At 71.0% G+C, this 18632-nt stretch carries 11 protein-coding genes and 1 tRNA gene; 8 read left to right on the top strand and 4 right to left on the bottom strand.

The features are described 5' to 3' along the window. Position 1 precedes the first annotated feature (1 nt). The 7 genes from ACIBBB_RS02330 (at position 2) to ACIBBB_RS02300 (ending at position 14650) form a co-directional block, all read left to right on the top strand. On the top strand, positions 2–2926 hold the full coding sequence (locus ACIBBB_RS02330) for an NHLP bacteriocin export ABC transporter permease/ATPase subunit (RefSeq protein WP_398977833.1): 2925 nt from the start codon (positions 2–4) through the stop codon (positions 2924–2926). A 118-nt stretch (positions 2927–3044) separates the two neighbouring features. Then, positions 3045–4340 (top strand): D-arabinono-1,4-lactone oxidase, encoded by a 1296-nt coding sequence (locus tag ACIBBB_RS02325; protein WP_398977831.1) that lies wholly within the window; start codon positions 3045–3047, stop codon positions 4338–4340. A gap of 231 nt (positions 4341–4571) precedes the next feature. Further along, positions 4572–5702, top strand: coding sequence for a ricin-type beta-trefoil lectin domain protein (locus ACIBBB_RS02320; RefSeq protein WP_398977829.1), 1131 nt, complete (start codon positions 4572–4574; stop codon positions 5700–5702). Positions 5703–5835: 133 nt separating this feature from the next. Beyond that, positions 5836–8067: a DEAD/DEAH box helicase gene (locus ACIBBB_RS02315; protein WP_398977828.1), complete on the top strand. Its 2232-nt coding sequence runs from the start codon at positions 5836–5838 to the stop codon at positions 8065–8067. A gap of 228 nt (positions 8068–8295) precedes the next feature. Then, on the top strand, positions 8296–11757 hold the full coding sequence (locus ACIBBB_RS02310) for a CARDB domain-containing protein (RefSeq protein ID WP_398977826.1): 3462 nt from the start codon (positions 8296–8298) through the stop codon (positions 11755–11757). A 140-nt stretch (positions 11758–11897) separates the two neighbouring features. After that, the gene (gene mptB / locus ACIBBB_RS02305; protein ID WP_398977825.1) at positions 11898–13331 is read left to right on the top strand and encodes a polyprenol phosphomannose-dependent alpha 1,6 mannosyltransferase MptB; all 1434 of its coding nucleotides are present in this window, start codon (positions 11898–11900) and stop codon (positions 13329–13331) included. Positions 13332–13420: 89 nt separating this feature from the next. Beyond that, complete coding sequence (locus ACIBBB_RS02300) at positions 13421–14650, top strand: glycosyltransferase 87 family protein (RefSeq protein ID WP_398977824.1); 1230 nt, start codon at positions 13421–13423, stop codon at positions 14648–14650. Here ACIBBB_RS02300 and ACIBBB_RS02295 read toward each other — a convergent pair. Then, positions 14580–15530 carry a YbhN family protein gene (locus tag ACIBBB_RS02295; RefSeq protein WP_398978785.1) on the bottom strand — a complete coding sequence of 317 codons (951 nt, stop codon included), beginning with the start codon at positions 15528–15530 and terminating at the stop codon, positions 14580–14582. The genes ACIBBB_RS02300 and ACIBBB_RS02295 overlap by 71 nt on opposite strands. Before the next feature lie 929 nt (positions 15531–16459). Between ACIBBB_RS02295 and ACIBBB_RS02290 the strand changes: the two genes are divergently transcribed. Next, on the top strand, positions 16460–17284 hold the full coding sequence (locus ACIBBB_RS02290) for an NPP1 family protein (protein ID WP_398977822.1): 825 nt from the start codon (positions 16460–16462) through the stop codon (positions 17282–17284). 157 nt (positions 17285–17441) lie between these two features. Here ACIBBB_RS02290 and ACIBBB_RS02285 read toward each other — a convergent pair. The 3 genes from ACIBBB_RS02285 to ACIBBB_RS02275 all read right to left on the bottom strand — a co-directional run bounded on the left by ACIBBB_RS02285 (position 17442) and on the right by ACIBBB_RS02275 (position 18574). Further along, a tRNA-Leu gene (locus tag ACIBBB_RS02285) sits at positions 17442–17526 on the bottom strand. Between the two features lie 183 nt (positions 17527–17709). Beyond that, entirely contained in the window at positions 17710–18123 is a 414-nt protein-coding gene (locus ACIBBB_RS02280; protein WP_398977820.1) for a VOC family protein, read from the bottom strand. 10 nt (positions 18124–18133) lie between these two features. After that, positions 18134–18574 (bottom strand): helix-turn-helix transcriptional regulator, encoded by a 441-nt coding sequence (locus ACIBBB_RS02275; RefSeq protein WP_398977818.1) that lies wholly within the window; start codon positions 18572–18574, stop codon positions 18134–18136. Positions 18575–18632 lie beyond the last annotated feature (58 nt).

Below are 18632 nucleotides of genomic sequence, written 5' to 3'. Positions count from 1 at the left end.
CATGACCTCCACGACGGCGGGAGCGGGGACGGGCGCGACGGCGGGCGTCGACCCGGTGATCCATGCGCTGGGCGCCCTGGGGACACCGGTCGACTGCGCCGGTGTGCGCAATGTGCCGCTGGAGGGCCCGCACGTGCTGTGGCTGGTCGTCGGCGGCACGCTCGACCTCTTCGCCGTGGACGCGGTGGGGCAGGGGCACTGGCACTTCCTCGGGCGCCTGGAAGCCGGAACGCTGCTCCTCGGTCCGGTCGAGGGGCCCCGGCACACGTTGCTGAGCAGGCCGTCGCAGGACTGCGCGCTGCGCCGGATCGCCCTGCGGGAGCTGTACGCTCCGCCGCCCGAGTCCGGGGACCCGTACGCCCAGCCGTACGGCCCCGATCCGTACGGCCCGGACGCGTACGGCGCCGCCCACACGTCGTCGTCCGCACCCCCGGTCCCGACCGCTCTGGAGCACGCCTTCGCCCTCGGCGCCGCGCGCGGACTCGGCGCGCTCTTCCAGACGCCCCTCGATGCCCGCCCGTCCACGGACGGCGCCGTCTCGGACGACGACGTGCTGTGGATGCCGGTCTCCCCCGGCAGCGTCCAGTACGGCGCCTCGTACAGCGCGGACGCGGCCGGCGACCTGCTCGTCGACGGCGCGATGTGGCAGCGGATGGTCAACCAGCAGCACCGGCTGCTGTCGGCCGTCGACCACTGGATCGAGCGGCAGGAGCGCGCGCACGAGGACCGGACGGCCGCCGGAATCAAGGCCGGCGAGGCGGTACGGGCGCGGGCCGACGAGGCGTTGGTGGCGTCGATCGGCCGCCCCGGCACCGGCGCCGACGAGGGCGGCGCGGCCGAGGGCGCGACCGGCGACGCCGCCCGGGACGCGACGTTCGCGGTCTGCCGCCTGGTCGCGGCGGCCTCCGGCATCACCCTGTCCGACCACTCGCGCAGCGCGGGCACCCCGCTCGACGACCGCGTCGGCCCGGTCGAGCGCATCGCGATCGCCTCACGGGTCCGCACCCGCGCCGTCCGGCTCGGCGGCCCCTGGTGGCGGACCGACGCGGGCCCGCTCGTGGGCCACCGGGCCAAGTCCGGCGCCCCGGTCGCGCTGCTCTGGCGGCGCGGCCGTTACGAGGCGGTCAACCCGGCCACCCAGGCACGGCTCCGTGTCGGCGCGCACAACGCCGACGACTTCGAACCGCGCGCGGTGATGTTCTACCGCCCGCTCCCCGAAGAGCCCCTGACCCCTTGGCGGTTGCTCCGCTTCGGCCTGCGCGGCAACGGTGTGGATCTGCGTAATCTGGCCCTGACCTGCCTCGTCACGGTGGGGCTCGGAGCGCTGGTGCCGATCGCGACCGGACAGGTGCTCGGCGAGTACGTACCGAGCGCCCGGACGGGGCTGATCGCCCAGGTCTCCATCGCCGTCATGATCACCGGCATCGTCTCGGCCGCCTTCATGCTGACGCAGAGCCTGACCATCCTGCGGATGGAGGGCCGTATCGAGAGCACGCTCCAACCGGCCGTGTGGGACCGGCTGTTGAGACTGCCCACGAAGTTCTTCGCCGAACGCTCCACCGGTGAACTCGCGAGCGCGGCGATGGGCGTGAGCGCGATCCGCCGGGTGCTGTCGGGCATCGGTCCTGTGATCGTGCAGTCGGCGGCGGTCGGCGCGATGAGTCTGGTGCTGCTGCTCGTCCACAGTGTCCCGCTCGCGCTGGCGGCGATGGGGATGCTCGTCGTGATCGCCGCCGTGTTCCTCGGGCTGGGACTGTGGCAGCTGCGCTGGCAGCGGCAGTTGGTCGAACTCGGCAACAAGCTCAACAACCAGGCGTTCCAGACGCTGCGCGGGCTGCCGAAACTGCGGGTCGCGGCGGCCGAGGGCTTCGCGTACGCGGCCTGGGCGCGCGGCTTCGCCCGCTCGCGCGAGCTCCAGCAGCGGGCGGGCCGGATCAAGAATGTGGCGACGGTGCTGGACGCGGTCTATCTGCCGTTCTGCTCCCTGGTGATGTTCATGCTGCTGGCCGGACCGGCGCGCGGCAGCATGACGGCCGGCGAGTTCCTGACCTTCAACACCGCCGTGACCATGCTGCTGACCTCCGTCACCCAGCTCACCGGCGCGCTCGTGTCGGTCGCCGCCGTGCTGCCCATGTTCGAGCAGATCAAGCCGGTCCTGGACGAGGCGCCGGAGGGCGGCGACACGGGCGCCCAGCCGGGTGTGCTGACCGGCCGGATCGAGGCCCGGAAGCTCTCTTTCCGGTACACCGACGACGGCCCGCTCGTGCTCGACGACGTGTCGCTGCGGATGGAGCCCGGCGAGTTCGTGGCGGTCGTCGGGCCGAGCGGCTGCGGCAAATCGACGCTGCTGCGGCTGCTGATCGGCTTCGACCGGCCGGTCACGGGCGGCGTGCTGTACGACGGCCAGGACCTGGCGGCCCTCGACCGCGCGGCCGTACGGCGGCAGTGCGGTGTCGTCCTGCAGAACGCGCAGCCGCTCACCGGTTCCATCTGGGACTGCGTCTGCGGCGCCGAGACGTTCTCGCAGGAGGAGGTCTGGGAGGCCGTCGAGATGGCCGGGCTGGCGGAGGACATCAAGCGCATGCCGATGGGTCTGCACACCATGATCGCCGGAGGCGGCGCCATCTCCGGCGGCCAGCGCCAGCGCCTCATGATCGCCCAGGCGCTGGTCCGCCGCCCGCGCCTGCTCTTCCTGGACGAGGCGACGAGCGCGCTGGACAACGAGACCCAGCGCATAGTGATCGAGAGCACCCGGGGGCTGAACGCGGGCCGTCTGGTGATCGCCCACCGCCTCTCCACGGTCCTCGACGCGGACCGCGTGCTGGTCATGGACGCGGGACGCATCGTCGAACAGGGGCCGCCGGCCGACCTGTTGGCGGACAAGGGCGGCAGGCTGCACGAACTCGTACGGCGTCAGCTGGCGTGAGTCCGACCACGGCTCCGGGGGGTGCTGTTGAGGATCACCGTGCGACCGGCGCATACTCCAGACTCGGAGCGGACTCGGACACCGCCGTACCAGGTCACAGCGGGAAGAGGGCGGACAGTTGACGGAGACGGTGGCCGACGGGCCGGTGGCCGGCGGCGCGGGGACCAACTGGGCCGGGAACATCGTCTTCTCGGCCGACCGGGTGCACCGCCCGGCCACGCTCGACGAGCTGCGCGCGATCGTCGCGGGCAGCCCGCGCGTACGGGCGCTCGGCAGCGGGCACTCGTTCAACCGCATCGCCGACACCGACGGCGCCCTGGTCTCGCTCGCCGGGCTGCCCCGGACCGTGGACGTCGACACGGCGGCCGGTACGGTCCGCGTCGCGGGCGGCGTACGGTACGCGGAACTCGCCCGGAAGGTGCACGACCAGGGGCTTGCCCTGCACACCATGGCGTCCCTCCCGCACATCTCGGTGGCCGGGTCGGTCGCCACCGGCACGCACGGTTCCGGTGACACCTCCGGTTCGCTCGCGACCGCCGTACGGGCGGTGGAGATGGTCACCGCGGACGGCGACCCGGTGACGTTGGACCGCGAGAAGGACGGCGGGCGTTTCGCCGGTTCGGTGGTGGCGCTCGGCGCGCTGGGCGTGGTCACCTCGCTCACCCTGGACCTCGTTCCGGACTTCGACGTAGCGCAGTTCGTCCGCACCGGGCTGCCCCTGGCGGTGCTGGAGGAGCACTTCGACGCGATCACCTCGGCGGCGTACAGCGTGAGCCTGTTCACCGACTGGCGCGCCCCGCGCTTCGGGCAGGTCTGGCTCAAGCACCGTGCCGGCCCCGCGTCGGGCCCGGCCGAGCCGGACTTCCCCTGGGGCGCCCCGGCCGGTGAGCCCATGCATCCCGTGCCCGGCATGCCCGCGACGCACTGCACCGAGCAGGGAGGGGTGCCGGGGCCCTGGCACGCCCGACTGCCGCACTTCCGGGCCGAGTTCACCCCCAGCAACGGGGAGGAGCTCCAGTCGGAGTATCTGGTCCCGCGCCACCACGCCGTCGCGGCGCTGCGGGCGGTGGCCGCGCTGGGGCCGGTGATGGCGCCCGTGCTCCAGATCTGCGAGGTGCGCACGGTGGCCGCCGACGGGCTGTGGCTGAGCCCGGCCGAGGGACGGGACACGGTCGCGCTGCACTTCACCTGGGTCAAGGACCCGGCGTCGGTCGTGCCGGTGATCGCCCGGCTGGAGGCGGCGCTGGAGGGGCTCGACGCACGGCCGCACTGGGGCAAGGTGTTCACGACGGCGCCGGCCGAACTGCGGGGCCGTTATCCGCGTATGGCGGACTTCCTGGAGCTGCGGGAGTCCCTGGACCCGGCGGGCAAGTTCACCAACGGCTTCCTGCGGCGCCTTCTGTACGAGGACTGACCCCGACAGGGCCCGTCCGGCGGTTGTTCCTGGCCCAAAGCCCGTCGGACCGTGGCCGGAACAGCGTCATTTCGCCGACTCCGCCGCGCGATGCCTCGCCGGGAGGACCGGCCGGTGGTATCTACAACATGGCCGCCACTCACCCCCCGCACCTCCCTCCACGCGCGCACGCATCACCGGACACATGACGCGCTCCCCCCATTCCCCGGCGGCCCCTAGGAAGGACCCGTCTTGCGAAGAACTGCCTCACGCCGTGCGCAAGCTCTCCTCAGCCTCCTGGTGTTCGCCGTCACGGCGGCCCTCATGACGCTCACCCAGACCGCCGCGAACGCGGCGACCGCCGCTCCCGCCGAGTCCAACGGCGGAGTCCGGATCATGCCTCTCGGCGACTCGATCACCGACGGCCACAACATCCCCGGCGGCTACCGCGTCAACCTCTGGCAGCACCTCACCACCGGCGGCTACACCGTCGACTTCGTCGGTTCACAGTTCAACGGCCCGCCGGAGCTGGGCGACCACGACCACCAGGGCCACTCGGGCTGGCGTATCGACCAGCTCCGTTCGAACATCGACGGCTGGCTGGCCGCCAGTGACCCGCGCACGATCATGCTCCAGATCGGCACGAACGACGTGAACCAGAACTACGACCTGGCGAACGCCCCGGCCCGGCTCTCCGACCTCATCGACCGCATTCTCCAACAGAAGCCGCAGATCGAGCTGTTCGTCACGACGATCACGCCCGAGGCGAGCCCCGGCCTCGAAGCCCGGGTCAAGACGTTCAACGCGGCGGTGCCCGGAATCGTCAGCAGCAAGGGTCCGCGCGTCCATTTGGTTGACATGTACAAGGCATTGACGGTGGCCGACCTCGCCGACGGCGTCCACCCCAACGCCGCGGGCTACGCCAAGATGGCGGCCGTCTGGTACAACGCGCTGCGCTCGGTGCCCGCCAGCCTCGTCCCGCTCGGCGGCGCCGCTCAGGGCACACTCGTCAACGCGCGGTCGGGCCGCTGCCTCGACGTCGACGGGGCCGTGGCGACCGCGGGCACCCGGACGATCGTCTACGACTGCCACCGCGAGGCGAACCAGCAGTGGGCCCGTACGGCCTCCAACGAGCTGCGCGTGTACGGCAACCGCTGCCTGGACGCGAGCGGCGCCGCCACCGCCGACGGCACCCCCGTCATCATCTGGGACTGCCGCGGCACGGCCAACCAGCAGTGGCGCGTCAACGCGGACGGCACCGTCGTCGGCGTCGCTTCCGGTAAGTGCCTGACGCCGGTGGCCGGCGGAACGGCCAACGGTACGAAGCTCGAACTCCGCACCTGCGACGGCGCCTCCGGCCAGCGCTGGACCATGGCGGCGTAGTTCACGGGGGGTCCCCGGCCCGGGACCGACCGACCCCGATATCGCCGGGCGCGCCGAAAACGGCCGCCCGGCGATGTCGTACCCCCGTGGAATCATGTCGCTCGACCGGATGTGATGGACCACGAGAGGCGTCATGGGCGAGGGAGCGGGGCCTGAGCGGAGACCGGTGCCGGTGGGCGGCGTCGCGCGCGCCGTGCTCGACCGGGCCGACAGGCTTCTCGCCACGGCGCGCCGCGTGACCGCCGATCACGCCGAGGTGCGGGGCGGTGTCCTCAAAGCCATCACCCCGCTGCGCGACGCGCTGGTCCGACAGGAGTTGGAGGGCATCCCCCTCTCGCGGCTCGCCGACGTCACCGAGGGCCGGCTCCGGCTGGGCGCGCTCGAACAGGCCGGGTACACGAACGTCAGGAAGGTGCTCGACGCGACGGCGTACGAGCTCCGCCACATCCCCGGCATCGGCACACAGAGCGCCGGTCACGCCATCGCCGCCGCGCGGCGGCTCGCGGAGGCGATGGAGGAGCACGTGGCCGTCCGCCTCGACGCCGACGACATCGGCGATCCCCACGCCACCGCCCTGGTCGTCGCGTTGAACCGGATGGTGAACGCGGGCCCCGACATGCCCCGCGCCCTCGCCGCGGCGGCCGGGACCGACGCGGACCTCGCCCCGCTGCTGCCTCCGGCGCGCCCGGCCGGGGACCGGCTGCGCATGCTGCTCACCGGGAAGCGGCGCCGGCAGCAGGCGCGGCGGGCGGTCCGGTCGGTCGACGCGTTCCTCGACGACGCCGCCGATCGCGAGGTCCCGCTGCTGCTCGCCCAGGCGGCCACGGATCTGCTGCGGCCCGCCGTTTCCGAGGACGAGGCGTGGCTCGACTTCCAGGTCCGCCCCGCCGACTACCTGGTCCTCCTCGCCGAACTCTCCGACGTCACCCCGGACGTGGACGCGGCCGAGGGCTTTCTGCCCGGCGACATCTCCGAGCGTGTCCGTACGCAGCGGCTGGACGACACCCACCGGCGGGTGTCGCTCCGTGGCTACCAGGCGTTCGGCGCCCGGTTCGCGCTGGCCCAGCGCCGGGTGATCCTGGGTGACGAGATGGGTCTGGGCAAGACCATCCAGGCCATCGCCGCCCTCGCACACCTCAAGTCCGAGGGCCGTACCCACTTCCTGGTGGTCTGCCCGGCCAGCGTCGTCATCAACTGGATCCGGGAGATCGAGTCCCGCAGCACACTGCGCGCGTACCGGGTGCACGGCCAGGACCGGACGGTGGCCCTGGGGCAGTGGACGCGGCACGGGGACGTCGCGGTGACCACGTACGACATACTCGGCTCGCTCGCCGTGCCGGACGACGTGAGCGTCGGCATGCTCGTCGTGGACGAGGCGCACTATGTGAAGAATCCTCAGACCCGGCGCTCCCGGACCGTGCGGAGCTGGGTGGAACGCACCGACCATGTCCTGTTCCTGACCGGGACCCCCATGGAGAACCGGGTCGAGGAGTTCCGCAGCCTGGTGCGCCATCTCCAGCCCGCGCTCCTTCCCGCCGTCCGCCACGGCGACGCGGCCATCGGCTCGGAAGCCTTCCGCAGGGCCGTCGCGCCCACGTATCTGCGCCGTAACCAGCAGGACGTCCTCACCGAGCTGCCGGAGCTGCAACAGGTGGACGAGTGGGAGGAGTTCAGCCCCGCCGCGCGCGCCGCCTACCGGCAGGCGGTCGCGGCAGGGAATTTCATGGCCATGCGCCGGGCCGCGTACGCCGATCCCGCCACGTCCGCCAAGCTCCGGCGGCTGCGCGAACTCGTGGGCGAGGCCGCGTCGAACGGTCTGAAGGTGGTCGTCTTCTCCTTCTTCCACGACGTGCTGGCGGCCGCCGAGGAGGCGCTCGGCCCGGCCTCCGGGGCGGGCACCGATCCGCGTACCGTCTTCGGTCCGCTCACCGGCCGGGTGCCCGCGGCCCGACGGCAGGAGTTGGTGGACGGCTTCGCCGAGGCGTCCGGACACGCGGTCCTGCTGAGCCAGATCCAGTCGGGCGGCACCGGCCTCAATCTCCAGGCCGCGTCGGTGGTCATCCTGTGCGAGCCGCAGGTCAAACCCACGCTGGAGACCCAGGCGATCGCCCGCGCGCACCGGATGGGGCAGATACGCCATGTCCAGGTCCACCGGCTGCTGACCGCCGACAGTGTCGACCAGCGCGTTCTGCGCCTGCTGGGTACGAAGAAGCGTCTCTTCGACGCGTACGCCCGCCACAGCGACGTCGCGGAGTCGACGCCGGACGCGGTCGACATCTCGGAGCAGTCGCTGGCCCGGCAGATCGTCGCGGAGGAGCAGGAGCGCATGGCGCTCCTGCCGGGACCCGCCGCTCCGGCTCTCTGACGCGCCGTCAACAGCCGTTCCGCGCCCCTGCCGTGACCGGCAGGGGCGTCTGCCGTGCCCCGCACGGCTCCCGTGATAGCTGTGCGAAAACCGTTGACAAGCCGTTGACATGATTGCAACCTGTGAATCGCAAAAAAGTAAGCAAGTGGCTCAATTTCTTAAGGCTCTTCTCGCAACTTCATGGCAGCGCACGGCCTGCCCCCTCGTTCCAACCGAACAGAGGACCATATGAGACGGAAGCAGCTCAGACCCCCACAGCCCACGCGGCTCAGGCGCGGACAGCTCCGCCGGCGGCTGATCACCGGCATCGTCATGGCCGCCCTGACCGTCGTCGGGCTCACCCCCCTCTCGGCCACGGCGGCCGAGCGCCCCAACCAGGCGACAGGCAAGAGCGTGTCGGCGAGCGGATCCGAGGGGAGCCACCCGGCCTCCAACGTCACCGACGGCAATCAGGCGTCGTACTGGGAGGGACCGAACAACGCGTTCCCGCAGACGCTCCGGGTCGACCTCGGCACGAACGTCGCCGTCGACCAGGTGGTGCTCAAGCTCCCGACCACCTGGGAGGCGCGCACCCAGGCCCTCAGCGTCCAGGGCAGCACCGACGGGAACACCTACAGCACCCTCTCCGCCTCGCAGGGGCGGCTGTTCACCCCCGCGTCGGCGAACACCGTCACCATCGACTTCCCCTCCACCGGTGTCCGTTACGTACGGCTGAACATCACCGGCAACACGGGCTGGCCGGCGGCGCAGATATCCGAGTTCGGGATCTTCGGCCCCGCGGGCGAGGACCCCGACCCGGACCCGGGTGACGACGGCACCGACCTGGCACGGGGCAAGGCGATCGAGGCGTCGTCGACGATCCACACGTTCGTCGCGGCGAACGCCAACGACAACAACGTCAACACGTACTGGGAGTCCGCGGGCCACCCGTCGAACCTGACGGTCAAGCTCGGGGCCGAGGCCGACATCACCTCCGTCGTGGTCAAGCTCAACCCCGACTCGGCGTGGGGCCCCCGGACCCAGAACATCCAGGTGCTCGGCCGCGCCCAGGGCGCCACCGGGTTCACCTCGCTGAAGGCACGCGCCGATTACGGCTTCAACCCGGCGACGAACCAGAACACGGTCCGCATCCCGGTCACCGGGCGCGTCGCCGACGTACAGCTCCAGATCTTCTCCAACACCGGTGCGCAGGGCGGCCAGGTCGCCGAACTCCAGGTCATCGGGCGCCCCGCGCCCAACCCGGACCTCACCGTCACCGCGCTCTCGTGGTCCCCCACCGCCCCGGTGGAGACCGACGCGACCACCGTGAGCGCGACGGTGCGCAACGCCGGGACGGCCGCGTCAGGCCCGACGACCGTGAACGTCAGCATCGGCGGAGTGGTCGCGGGCAGTGCCTCCGTGGGCGGTCTCGCCGCAGGCGCCTCGGGGACGGTCCAGGTCGCCGCGGGCAAGCGCGCCCAAGGCACCTACACGGTGACGGCGGTGGTGGACCCGACCGACACGATCGTCGAGCAGGACAACGACAACAACAGCTTCACCGCGGCCGGATCACTGGTCGTGGGGCAGGCCCCCGGGCCCGACCTCCAGGTGCTGAGCGTCAGTTCGACGCCGCAGAACCCGGCCGTCGGCGCGCAGGTCCAGTTCAGCGTGGCGGTGCAGAACCGCGGGACGACCGCGAGCGGCGCCACCACGGTCACCCGGGTGGCGGTGGGCGGCACGACGCTGAACACCAACACCCCGTCGATCGCGGCCGGCGCGACGACGAACGTGAGTGTCAACGGCAGTTGGACCGCCACCAGCGGCGGCGCCAACATCGTCGCCACGGCCGACGCGACCAATGTCGTGACGGAGACCAACGAGACCAACAACTCGTTCTCCCGCTCCATCGTGGTCGGGCGCGGCGCGGCCGACCCGTACGTGGAGTACGAGGCCGAGGCAGGCCGGTACTCGGGCACCCTGGTGGAGGCCGACGCCGTTCGCACCTTCGGGCACACCAACTTCGGCTCCGAGTCCTCGGGCCGCAAGTCGGTACGGCTCAACACCCAGGGCCAGTTCGTGGAGTTCACCTCCACCAACCCGGCCAACTCGATCGTGGTACGCAACTCGATCCCCGACGCCCCGGGCGGCGGCGGCACCGAGGCCACGATCAGTCTGTACGCCAACGACACCTTCGTGAAGAAGCTGAATCTCTCCTCGAAGCACAGCTGGCTGTACGGCAACACGGACGGCCCCGAGGCCCTGACGAACACGCCCCAGGCGGACGCCCGGCGGCTCTTCGACGAGGCCAACTCGCTACTGTCCACGACCTATCCGGCGGGCACCAAGTTCAAGCTCCAGCGCGACGCCGGTGACAGCGCGTCCTTCTACTACATCGACCTGATCGACCTGGAGCAGGTCGCGCCCCCGGCGGCCAAGCCCGCCGAGTGCACCTCGATCACCGAGTACGGCGCGGTCCCGGGCGACGGGATCGACGACACGACCGCCATCCAGTCGGCGGTCACCGCCGACCAGAACGGCACCATCGCCTGCGTCTGGATCCCGGCGGGCCAGTGGCGTCAGGAGAAGAAGATCCTGACCGACGACCCGCTGAACCAGGGGCAGTTCAACCAGATCGGCATCAAGAACGTCACCATCCGCGGCGCGGGCATGTGGCACTCACAGCTCTACACCCTGACCGAGCCGCAGAACGCGGGCGGGATCAACCACCCGCACGAGGGCAACTTCGGTTTCGACATCGACGACAACACCAAGATCTCGGACATCGCCATCTTCGGCTCCGGCCGGATCCGCGGCGGCGACGGCAACGCCGAGGGCGGAGTCGGCCTGAACGGCCGGTTCGGCAAGAACACCAAGATCTCCAACGTATGGATCGAGCACGCCAACGTGGGTGCCTGGGTCGGCCGCGACTACGACAACATCCCGTCCCTCTGGGGTCCCGCGGACGGCCTTGAGTTCACCGGCATGCGGATCCGCAACACGTACGCCGACGGCATCAACTTCACCAACGGCACGCGGAATTCAAAGGTCTTCAACTCCTCGTTCCGCACCACCGGCGACGACTCCCTGGCGGTCTGGGCCAACCGGTACGTCAAGGACACCTCCGTCGACGTCGCGCACGACAACTCGTTCACCAACAACACCATCCAGCTGCCGTGGCGGGCGACCGGCATCGCGGTCTACGGCGGTTACGGCAACAAGATCGAGAACAACATCGTCTCCGACACGGCGAACTACCCGGGCATCATGCTGGCGACCGACCACGATCCGCTGCCCTTCTCGGGGCAGACCCTGATCGCCAACAACGCGCTCCACCGCACGGGCGGTGCCTTCTGGAACGAGGACCAGGAGTTCGGTGCCATCACCCTCTTCGCGGCGAGCCGGGACATACCCGGCGTCACGATCAGGGACACCGACATCTACGACTCCACGTACGACGGCATCCAGTTCAAGACGGGCGGCGGCACCATGCCGGGTGTCGTGATCAACAACGTCAAGATCGACAAATCCAACAACGGCGCGGGCATCCTGGCCATGAGCGGGGCCCGGGGCAGCGCGACGCTGTCGAACGTCACGATCACCAACTCGGCGGACGGCGACATCGTCACACAGCCGGGATCGGGCTTCGTGATCACCGGCGGCCCGACGCCGCCGCTCGCGCCGGGCAAACTGACGGGCGGTGGCCGACGGTAACCACTGCGTGAAGGCGTGACACCACGGCAGGTGCGGATCGAGGACCCTCGGTCCGCATCTGTCGCGCCCGACACGTTCCGGACTCCCTCCGGCGCCCCGCACGTTCCCTTCTCGCCACCGGCCGCGGGCACGCTCCCCGAGTGCGGACCCCGGGCGACGAATCACATATACGCAAATGCCGGCTACTGGGGCTCACCGGTTCCACGGCCGTGGCCGTCGGCGGCGCGAGTGCCGGCGCCCTGCCGGTCGGTGAGGCCCTCGCACCGTCGTCGGGAGCGGCGGCGGTGGGACTCTTCGGCGCCTACTTCGGGCTCGTGCTGCTCGTCGCGGCCTGGGCCTGGCTGGGCCGCGCCGTGCGCGGACCGCGGCCGCCCGGTGCGCGCGGCATGGTGGTCACGCTCACGGTGTGGGCCGCACCGCTGGTGATCGCCCCACCCTTGTTCAGCCGCGACGTGTACAGCTACCTGGCGCAGGGCGCCATGGTGGACGCCCAGATCGACGTGTACGCCCATGGCCCCGACCAGCTCGGCGGTCCGCTCGCCGCGCAGGTCTCGCCCATGTGGCAGGACACGCCGACCCCGTACGGTCCGCTGTTCCTGTCGTTCGCCTCGCTGATCGCGCGCGCCACGCGGGCGGAGCTCTCGGCCGGGGTGCTCGGCATGCGGCTGGTCGCACTGCTCGGCGTGGGCCTGATGGTGGTGTCGCTGGTGCTGCTCGCCCGCCGCAGCGGAACCGCACCGGGCGCCGCGCTCTGGCTGGGGGCGCTCAATCCGCTGCTCCTGCTGCACCTGGTGGCCGGCGCGCACAACGACGCGGTGATGCTGGGGCTGCTCGGCATGGCGCTGGTGGCCGCGAAGGGCCGCTTCCCCGTGCTGGGCGCGGTCCTGATGACTCTCGCCGCGCTGGTCAAGGCGCCCGCCGCGCTGGGTCTGCTGGCCGTCGCCGCGTTCTGGGCGGGCGGACTCACCGGCCGGTACCGATGGCTCAGAGCGGCGAGCGCGGTCGCCGGGGTCTCCCTCGCGACGACCGCCGTGGTGACCGCGGTCACCGGCACCGGCTACGGCTGGATCGGCGCCCTCAACACCCCGGTGTCCCAGCACAATTGGGCGCTCACCTCCCTCCTCGGCCGGATGACCGCCTCGGCGCTGCACAGCGCGGGCAGCGACCTGGCACCGTTCGCCCTGGACGCCTGGCGCGCGGTCGGCCTGGCGTCGACAGCCGTCGCCGTGCTGCTGGTGTGGCTGCGCCGCCCCCGGCACAGCCCTGTGTACGCGCTGGGCCTCAGCCTGATCGCGGTCGCCGTCCTGGGTCCGGCCATCCGCCCCTGGTACGTGCTGTGGGGCCTGTTCCCGCTGGCGGCGGCCGCCCCACCGGGACCGGCGCGCCGGGTGGTGGCCGTCGCCAGCGGGGTGCTCGCGCTGGCCCAGCTGCCCAGCGGACTCGCCGCGGACGGCCTCCAGTTGGCGCTCGCGACGTGCGGCGGGCTGTTCGCGGTGGTCGCGCTCTTCTGGGCGCGCGAGATGTCGGGCGACGAAGTGACGCTGACCGCGCGGGAACCAGGGAGGGTGGCATGACGGGCCGGGGCATGAGGGGGCGGGGCATGACGGGCCGGGGCATGACGGGCCGGTGGCAGGCGGGGTGGCGGCAGGCGGGGTGGCGGCCCATGTCGCGGCGCCGAAGGCATCTGCTCCTGGGCGTGCTGTGCGCGGGCGTGACGGCTTTCGTCGCGACCGTCCCGTACCACCGCGACTGGTTCGATCTGTGGGTCTACTACGACGCGGTGCGCCACTGGACCGACGCCGGGGGCGGGGTGCGCGGCGCCGGGCTCTACGACTACCGGGTACCCGGCCAGACGTACGGATTCACCTACCCGCCCTTCGCCGCGCTGTGCGTGCTGCCGCTGTCCCTGCTCAGCTGGCCCGTCGCGCTCACCGCGGGCATCGTGGCGAACCTCGGCGCCCTGGCCCTGATCCTGCGCCGGCTCGCCGAGCCGGTGATCCGCCGTCACGGCCTGGACCGGTGGACCTCGTACACCCTGATCCTGTGCATGCTCGCACTGCTGGAACCGGTCTACGACAGCATCAGCTTCGGCCAGGTCAACCTTCTCCTGCTGGCTCTCGTCCTCACCGACGCCCGTCTGCTGTCCACCGGCAGCCGGTGGGCGGGCATCGGCATCGGGCTCGCCGCGGCGGTCAAGCTCACCCCCGCGATCTTCATCGGCTACCTCGTCGTCACCCGCCGCCGGCGTGCCGCCGGCACGGCCGCCGCCGTCGCCGTGGGCACGACCCTGGTCGCTCTGTGGCTCTCACCGGGTGCCTCGCACGCGTACTGGACATCGGCCCTCTGGGACACGAGCCGCATCGGCGACCTGAGTTACGTCTCCAACCAGTCCTGGCAGGGCGTCCTCGCCCGGCTCTCCGCACCGGCCGAACCGGAGCGGCTCTGGTGGGCGTGCGGCGTCGTCGCCGTCGTCGGCGCCTGGGCGTACCGGGTCGACAAGGCCCGAGCGGTGGGCGACGTGCGCGGCGGCATCGCGCTGACCGGCGCCGCCGCGTGCCTCGTCAGCCCGGTCACCTGGGTGCACCACCTGGTCTGGCTGCTCCCGGCGCTCGCGGTCCTCGCGGACCGGGCCCTCGAACCGCCGCGCCGTGGCCGCCCGTTGATCGTGGCGGTAGCGGTGTACCTGATCCTGTGCAGCTACGTCGTATGGCTGTGGCGGTACGACGCGAGCGGCGTCGGCGGCTTCATCGGTAGCAACACGTTCGTCTGGACGGAGCTGGTACTGCTCCTGGCTCTCCCCCTCCGGCCGCCGCACCCGGCGCTCAGAGGACCTTCCGGCGGACCAGGGCGGCCAGCACCAGAGCCCCGGGAAGCAGCGGCAGCCAGACCGTGACGATGCGGAACCCGAGGACCGCGGCGGTCGCCACGGAGACCGGGGAGCCCGCGCCGACGAGCGCGATGAGCAGCGCGGCCTCGACGGAGCCGATGCCGCCCGGGGTCGGCACGATCCCGGCCACGATGCTGGCGGCCAGGTAGGCGATCATGATGTCGACGGTGGGCACCGGCATCTGGAGCGCGCGGGCCACCGTGACCATGACCGCGGCCTGGAGCGCGGGGAAGGCGAGTGTCCCGGTCCACAGGGCGATCACCCGGGCGGGCCGGGTGTGCAGGGCGCGCGCGTCGGTCAGCGCGGTCCGCAGAAAGTCCTGGACGAAGCCGCGCAGCGGCCGTACCGACCACAGCACCAGCGCCGCCAGCGTGAGCCCGCCGGCCAGCAGGAGCAGCGCGAGCATCCCGTACTCCGCCGGCAGCAGTCCGCCCGTCGGGATGGCCCCCGGCCAGGCGGCCATGAGCGTGAGCAGCAGGGTGTACCGGCCGATGGGCTGGGCCAGCGAGTAGAGGGCGAGCGCGGCGCAGGACCGCGCGGTGGATATCCCGCAGCCCTGGAGGAACCGCAGCGTCACCACGTGCGCGCCGAGCCCGGCGGGCAGCAGATGGTTCGCCGACCCGGCGGCGATCTGGGAGGCCAGCAGCCGCCCCGCGGGCAGCCGTTCCATGACGGTGCCCTGGCGCAGCAGGCAGACCGGTATCCAGCACGCCCCGGTCAGGACGACCGCGGCCAGCAGCCAGCTCCGGTCCGCGCCGCGCAGTTCCCCGATGCCCGAGAGGATCACCGGCCAGTTCCCGGCCACCCAGGCGGCCACGAGGAGAAGCGGAACGAGACAGACCAACTGCCGCAGCGGCACTCGCCGCAGAGCGGAGGGCAGGGTCATCGACACGGCGCAGCCGTCCTTCCATGACGCGCCAGGGCGCGGGCGGGGGTTCCTCCTGGGGATTCCCGCTCCGCGCGACCGTGCGGTGTCGTCCGCCCGACGGCCGGTGGAACGGACCGGGCCATGTACCGGTTCCGGCCGTGGACACACCTTCGGTCCTGGTGGATCGGAGCGCGCTCAGCCCAGTCAAGCAAGATCGTCTATTCCGGAACAGGAATAGTCCGGAGTCGGCATAGAGCTGGGGCGACGGGTCAACGGGCCCAATTGTGACGACGACGATTGCCGAACGTCCACCGGCGCGAGGGGCGCGGTTCCCTCGTCGTGCGGGGTGATGTCTTCAACGGCTTCACGCGCCGGAGGGGGAAGGTCCCGTGGAGATCCCGGAGCACGTCCTGAGGGAGGCCGTCCGTGCGCTTGGACGGTGCCGCGTGGCGGAAGGGTGTCGGCGCACCGCCGCGATTACGCCGGCTGACGCCGTACGAGTTCGCGCAGTCCCGCCCTCGTTCGCCAACAGGGCGGCCGGCGGGCCCTGTTCGACGACGCGTCCCGCGTCCATGACCAGCACGCGGTCCGCGTCGAGGACCGTGGATCAGCCCACGATGTCCGCCGGCGATTCCTGACGTCGGGGGCGTCGGTGACGACGACTTCGGGCAGCGGCCGGGCGGAACGTCGCGGGTGTCGCCACCACTTGGTGATCGTGGACGCTTCGACGCCGGTAGGTCGCCGACGGCCTCCGGAACTCGTCCACAGGAGGTGTCACTCCGGGTGGCCGCCCCAGGAGGGATCGATCTTGTTCAGGAGCAGTTCACCGGAGCGATCTTCAGAAGAACCTGTCATGGACACTCCCGTCAGGGGATGCTGTCGGCAGCCATCACTCGGCCGTGTCGGCACCGCGTCGACTGCTCGCCGAGTCATCCGAGAGGACGCACATGGATAATCTGCCGTCGCGTGGAGCGAGTAGGTCGGCTCTGGCGTTTTTCAAGCAGAAGCGGTCCTGGCTGGGGGCGCTGGTCGGCGCCACGGTCCTGAGTGTGGTGTTGCCGTCGTCAGTGGCTCACGCCGAGAATCTGCCGAACCTGCCCCAGAACGCCGGAGGTTATGAGGCGTCGTTCTCGCCTGCGTACGACTACGACGGCGACGGCTGCTACCCCGTTGCCGCCGTCGCACCCGACGGAACGCTCAATCCCGGTCTGAACACCTCGGGCGCGGTCAACGGCAGCTGCCGTGATCAGTCCGACTTGGACCGGACCCAGACCTATGCCCGCTCGAAGTGCAACAACGGATGGTGTGCAGTCGTATACGCCAGCTATTTCGAGAAGGACCAGGCCCTGGCCGGCAGCGGACTCGGTGGTCACCGCCATGACTTCGAGCATGTGATCTCATGGATCAACCAGGGGTCCAACCAGGTGGAATACCTCACGACCACGCAACATTCCAGCCAGCAGACCTATCCGCGTTCGCAGGTACGCTTCGAGGGTTCCCACCCCAAGGTCGTCTACCACAAGGACGGTATAGGCACCCACTTCTTCCGGCTTGCCAACGGTAACGACGAGCCGGCGGAGAACCACTACCACAACTGGCGCCAGCCCCCCATCGTGGACTGGAACGGGTGGCCCAGCACTTCCCTGCGAGACCGCCTGATGAACGCGGACTTCGGATCGGCCACCATCAAGACCACCGACAAGGACGACCGCTTCCGGAACCTCCTGAATGCCTCCAAGCCGTCTGGCATCCCCTTCGACCCCTGGGCCTGACAGCAGGACTCCGGAACCGCGGAGGCCGTCGGACAGCGCGAGGTACGACGACGACGCGCATGGTTCGGAGCCCCGGAAAACATCAGGTCCGGATAGAGGCGACCCTCTGTCCGGACCTGATCACTTCTCCCGCACCACCCCATGGGGCAATGATTTGTGTCCGAGGGGGGACTTGAACCCCCACGCCCGATAAAGGGCACTAGCACCTCAAGCTAGCGCGTCTGCCATTCCGCCACCCGGACGAGTGGTCGAACCTCGGCGTTTCCGCCGGGCGACGTAGTGAACGATACCAGGGCCCAGGGGTGCTCTTCACCCGCATATCCCATGGTCCGGGGCGCACGGGGCCCGGTGCGGGCGCGGTTCGGACGGCACCGTACGCTCCTGCGGGACGCGGCGGAGCGTACGGTGCCGACAGCGCGCCGCGGCTACGCCGCCTTCGCTTCCTGGGAGATTCGTACCGTGTTGCCCGAGGGGTCGCGGAAGGCGCAGTCGCGCGGGCCCCACGGCTGGTCGATGGGCTCTTGGAGCACTTCGGCGCCGGCCGCCCGTACCTTCTCGAAGGTCGCGTCGACATCGTCGGTGCTGAACACGACCTGAGTCAGGACGCCCTTGGTGAGCAGCTCCTGGAGAGCGTCGCCGTCGGCCTGGGAGCGGCCCGCGTGCGGTTCCGAGAGGACGATCTCAAGGCCGGGCTGGGTCGGGCTGCCGAGGGTGACCCAGCGGAATCCGCCGGAGGCGACATCGTTGCGGACCTCCAGGCCGAGCGCGTCACGGTAGAAGGTGAGCGCCTCGTCGGGGTCGTTGACAGTGATGTGGGAGTACTGGAGTGCGATGGTCATGTCGTCAACGCTAGGCGGCGGCCTCGGGGCCCGCTTCTCGAATCCTGCTCGGTGTCTCTCTGGTGGGCCGGGTGACCACCTTCGCCAGACAGGAGGGCATCGCGGTGACGGCTCCGTGCTCGCGGGCGGCGTACGCGCTCGGCGTCTGCCCCAGGATCTCGGTGAACCGGGAGCTGAACGAGCCGAGGGACGTACAGCCCACCGCCATGCACGCGTCGGTCACGCTCGTGCCCGCGCGCAGCAGCGCCATCGCGCGTTCGATACGGCGGGTCATGAGATAGCTGTACGGCGTCTCGCCGTAGGCGGCACGGAACTGCCGCGAGAAGTGCGCGGGCGACATGAACGCGTGCCGGGCCATCGTGGGCACGTCGAGCGGACGCGCGTACTCGCGGTCGATCAGATCGCGCGCCCGACGCAGATGCGCGAGGTTGGCGAGATCCTTCGGGTCCATGGGCGCCACGTTACCACCGGGCCCTGGAAAGCACGCCTGACCTGCGAGAACGCACGTT

This window comes from Streptomyces sp. NPDC051217, assembly GCF_044455465.1.
Lineage (GTDB): Bacteria > Actinomycetota > Actinomycetes > Streptomycetales > Streptomycetaceae > Streptomyces.
This window is presented reverse-complemented; position numbering and strand designations above follow the sequence as displayed.

Excerpts from the sequence above, each read along its gene's own strand:
- ACIBBB_RS02295 (WP_398978785.1), bottom strand. The coding sequence starts at position 15,530 with ATGACCCTGCCCTCCGCTCTGCGGCGAGTGCCGCTGCGGCAGTTGGTC.
- ACIBBB_RS02290 (WP_398977822.1), top strand. The coding sequence starts at position 16,460 with ATGGATAATCTGCCGTCGCGTGGAGCGAGTAGGTCGGCTCTGGCGTTT.
- ACIBBB_RS02310 (WP_398977826.1), top strand. The coding sequence starts at position 8,296 with ATGAGACGGAAGCAGCTCAGACCCCCACAGCCCACGCGGCTCAGGCGC.
- ACIBBB_RS02300 (WP_398977824.1), top strand. The coding sequence starts at position 13,421 with ATGTCGCGGCGCCGAAGGCATCTGCTCCTGGGCGTGCTGTGCGCGGGC.
- ACIBBB_RS02330 (WP_398977833.1), top strand. The coding sequence starts at position 2 with ATGACCTCCACGACGGCGGGAGCGGGGACGGGCGCGACGGCGGGCGTC.
- ACIBBB_RS02315 (WP_398977828.1), top strand. The coding sequence starts at position 5,836 with ATGGGCGAGGGAGCGGGGCCTGAGCGGAGACCGGTGCCGGTGGGCGGC.
- ACIBBB_RS02280 (WP_398977820.1), bottom strand. The coding sequence starts at position 18,123 with ATGACCATCGCACTCCAGTACTCCCACATCACTGTCAACGACCCCGAC.
- ACIBBB_RS02275 (WP_398977818.1), bottom strand. The coding sequence starts at position 18,574 with ATGGACCCGAAGGATCTCGCCAACCTCGCGCATCTGCGTCGGGCGCGC.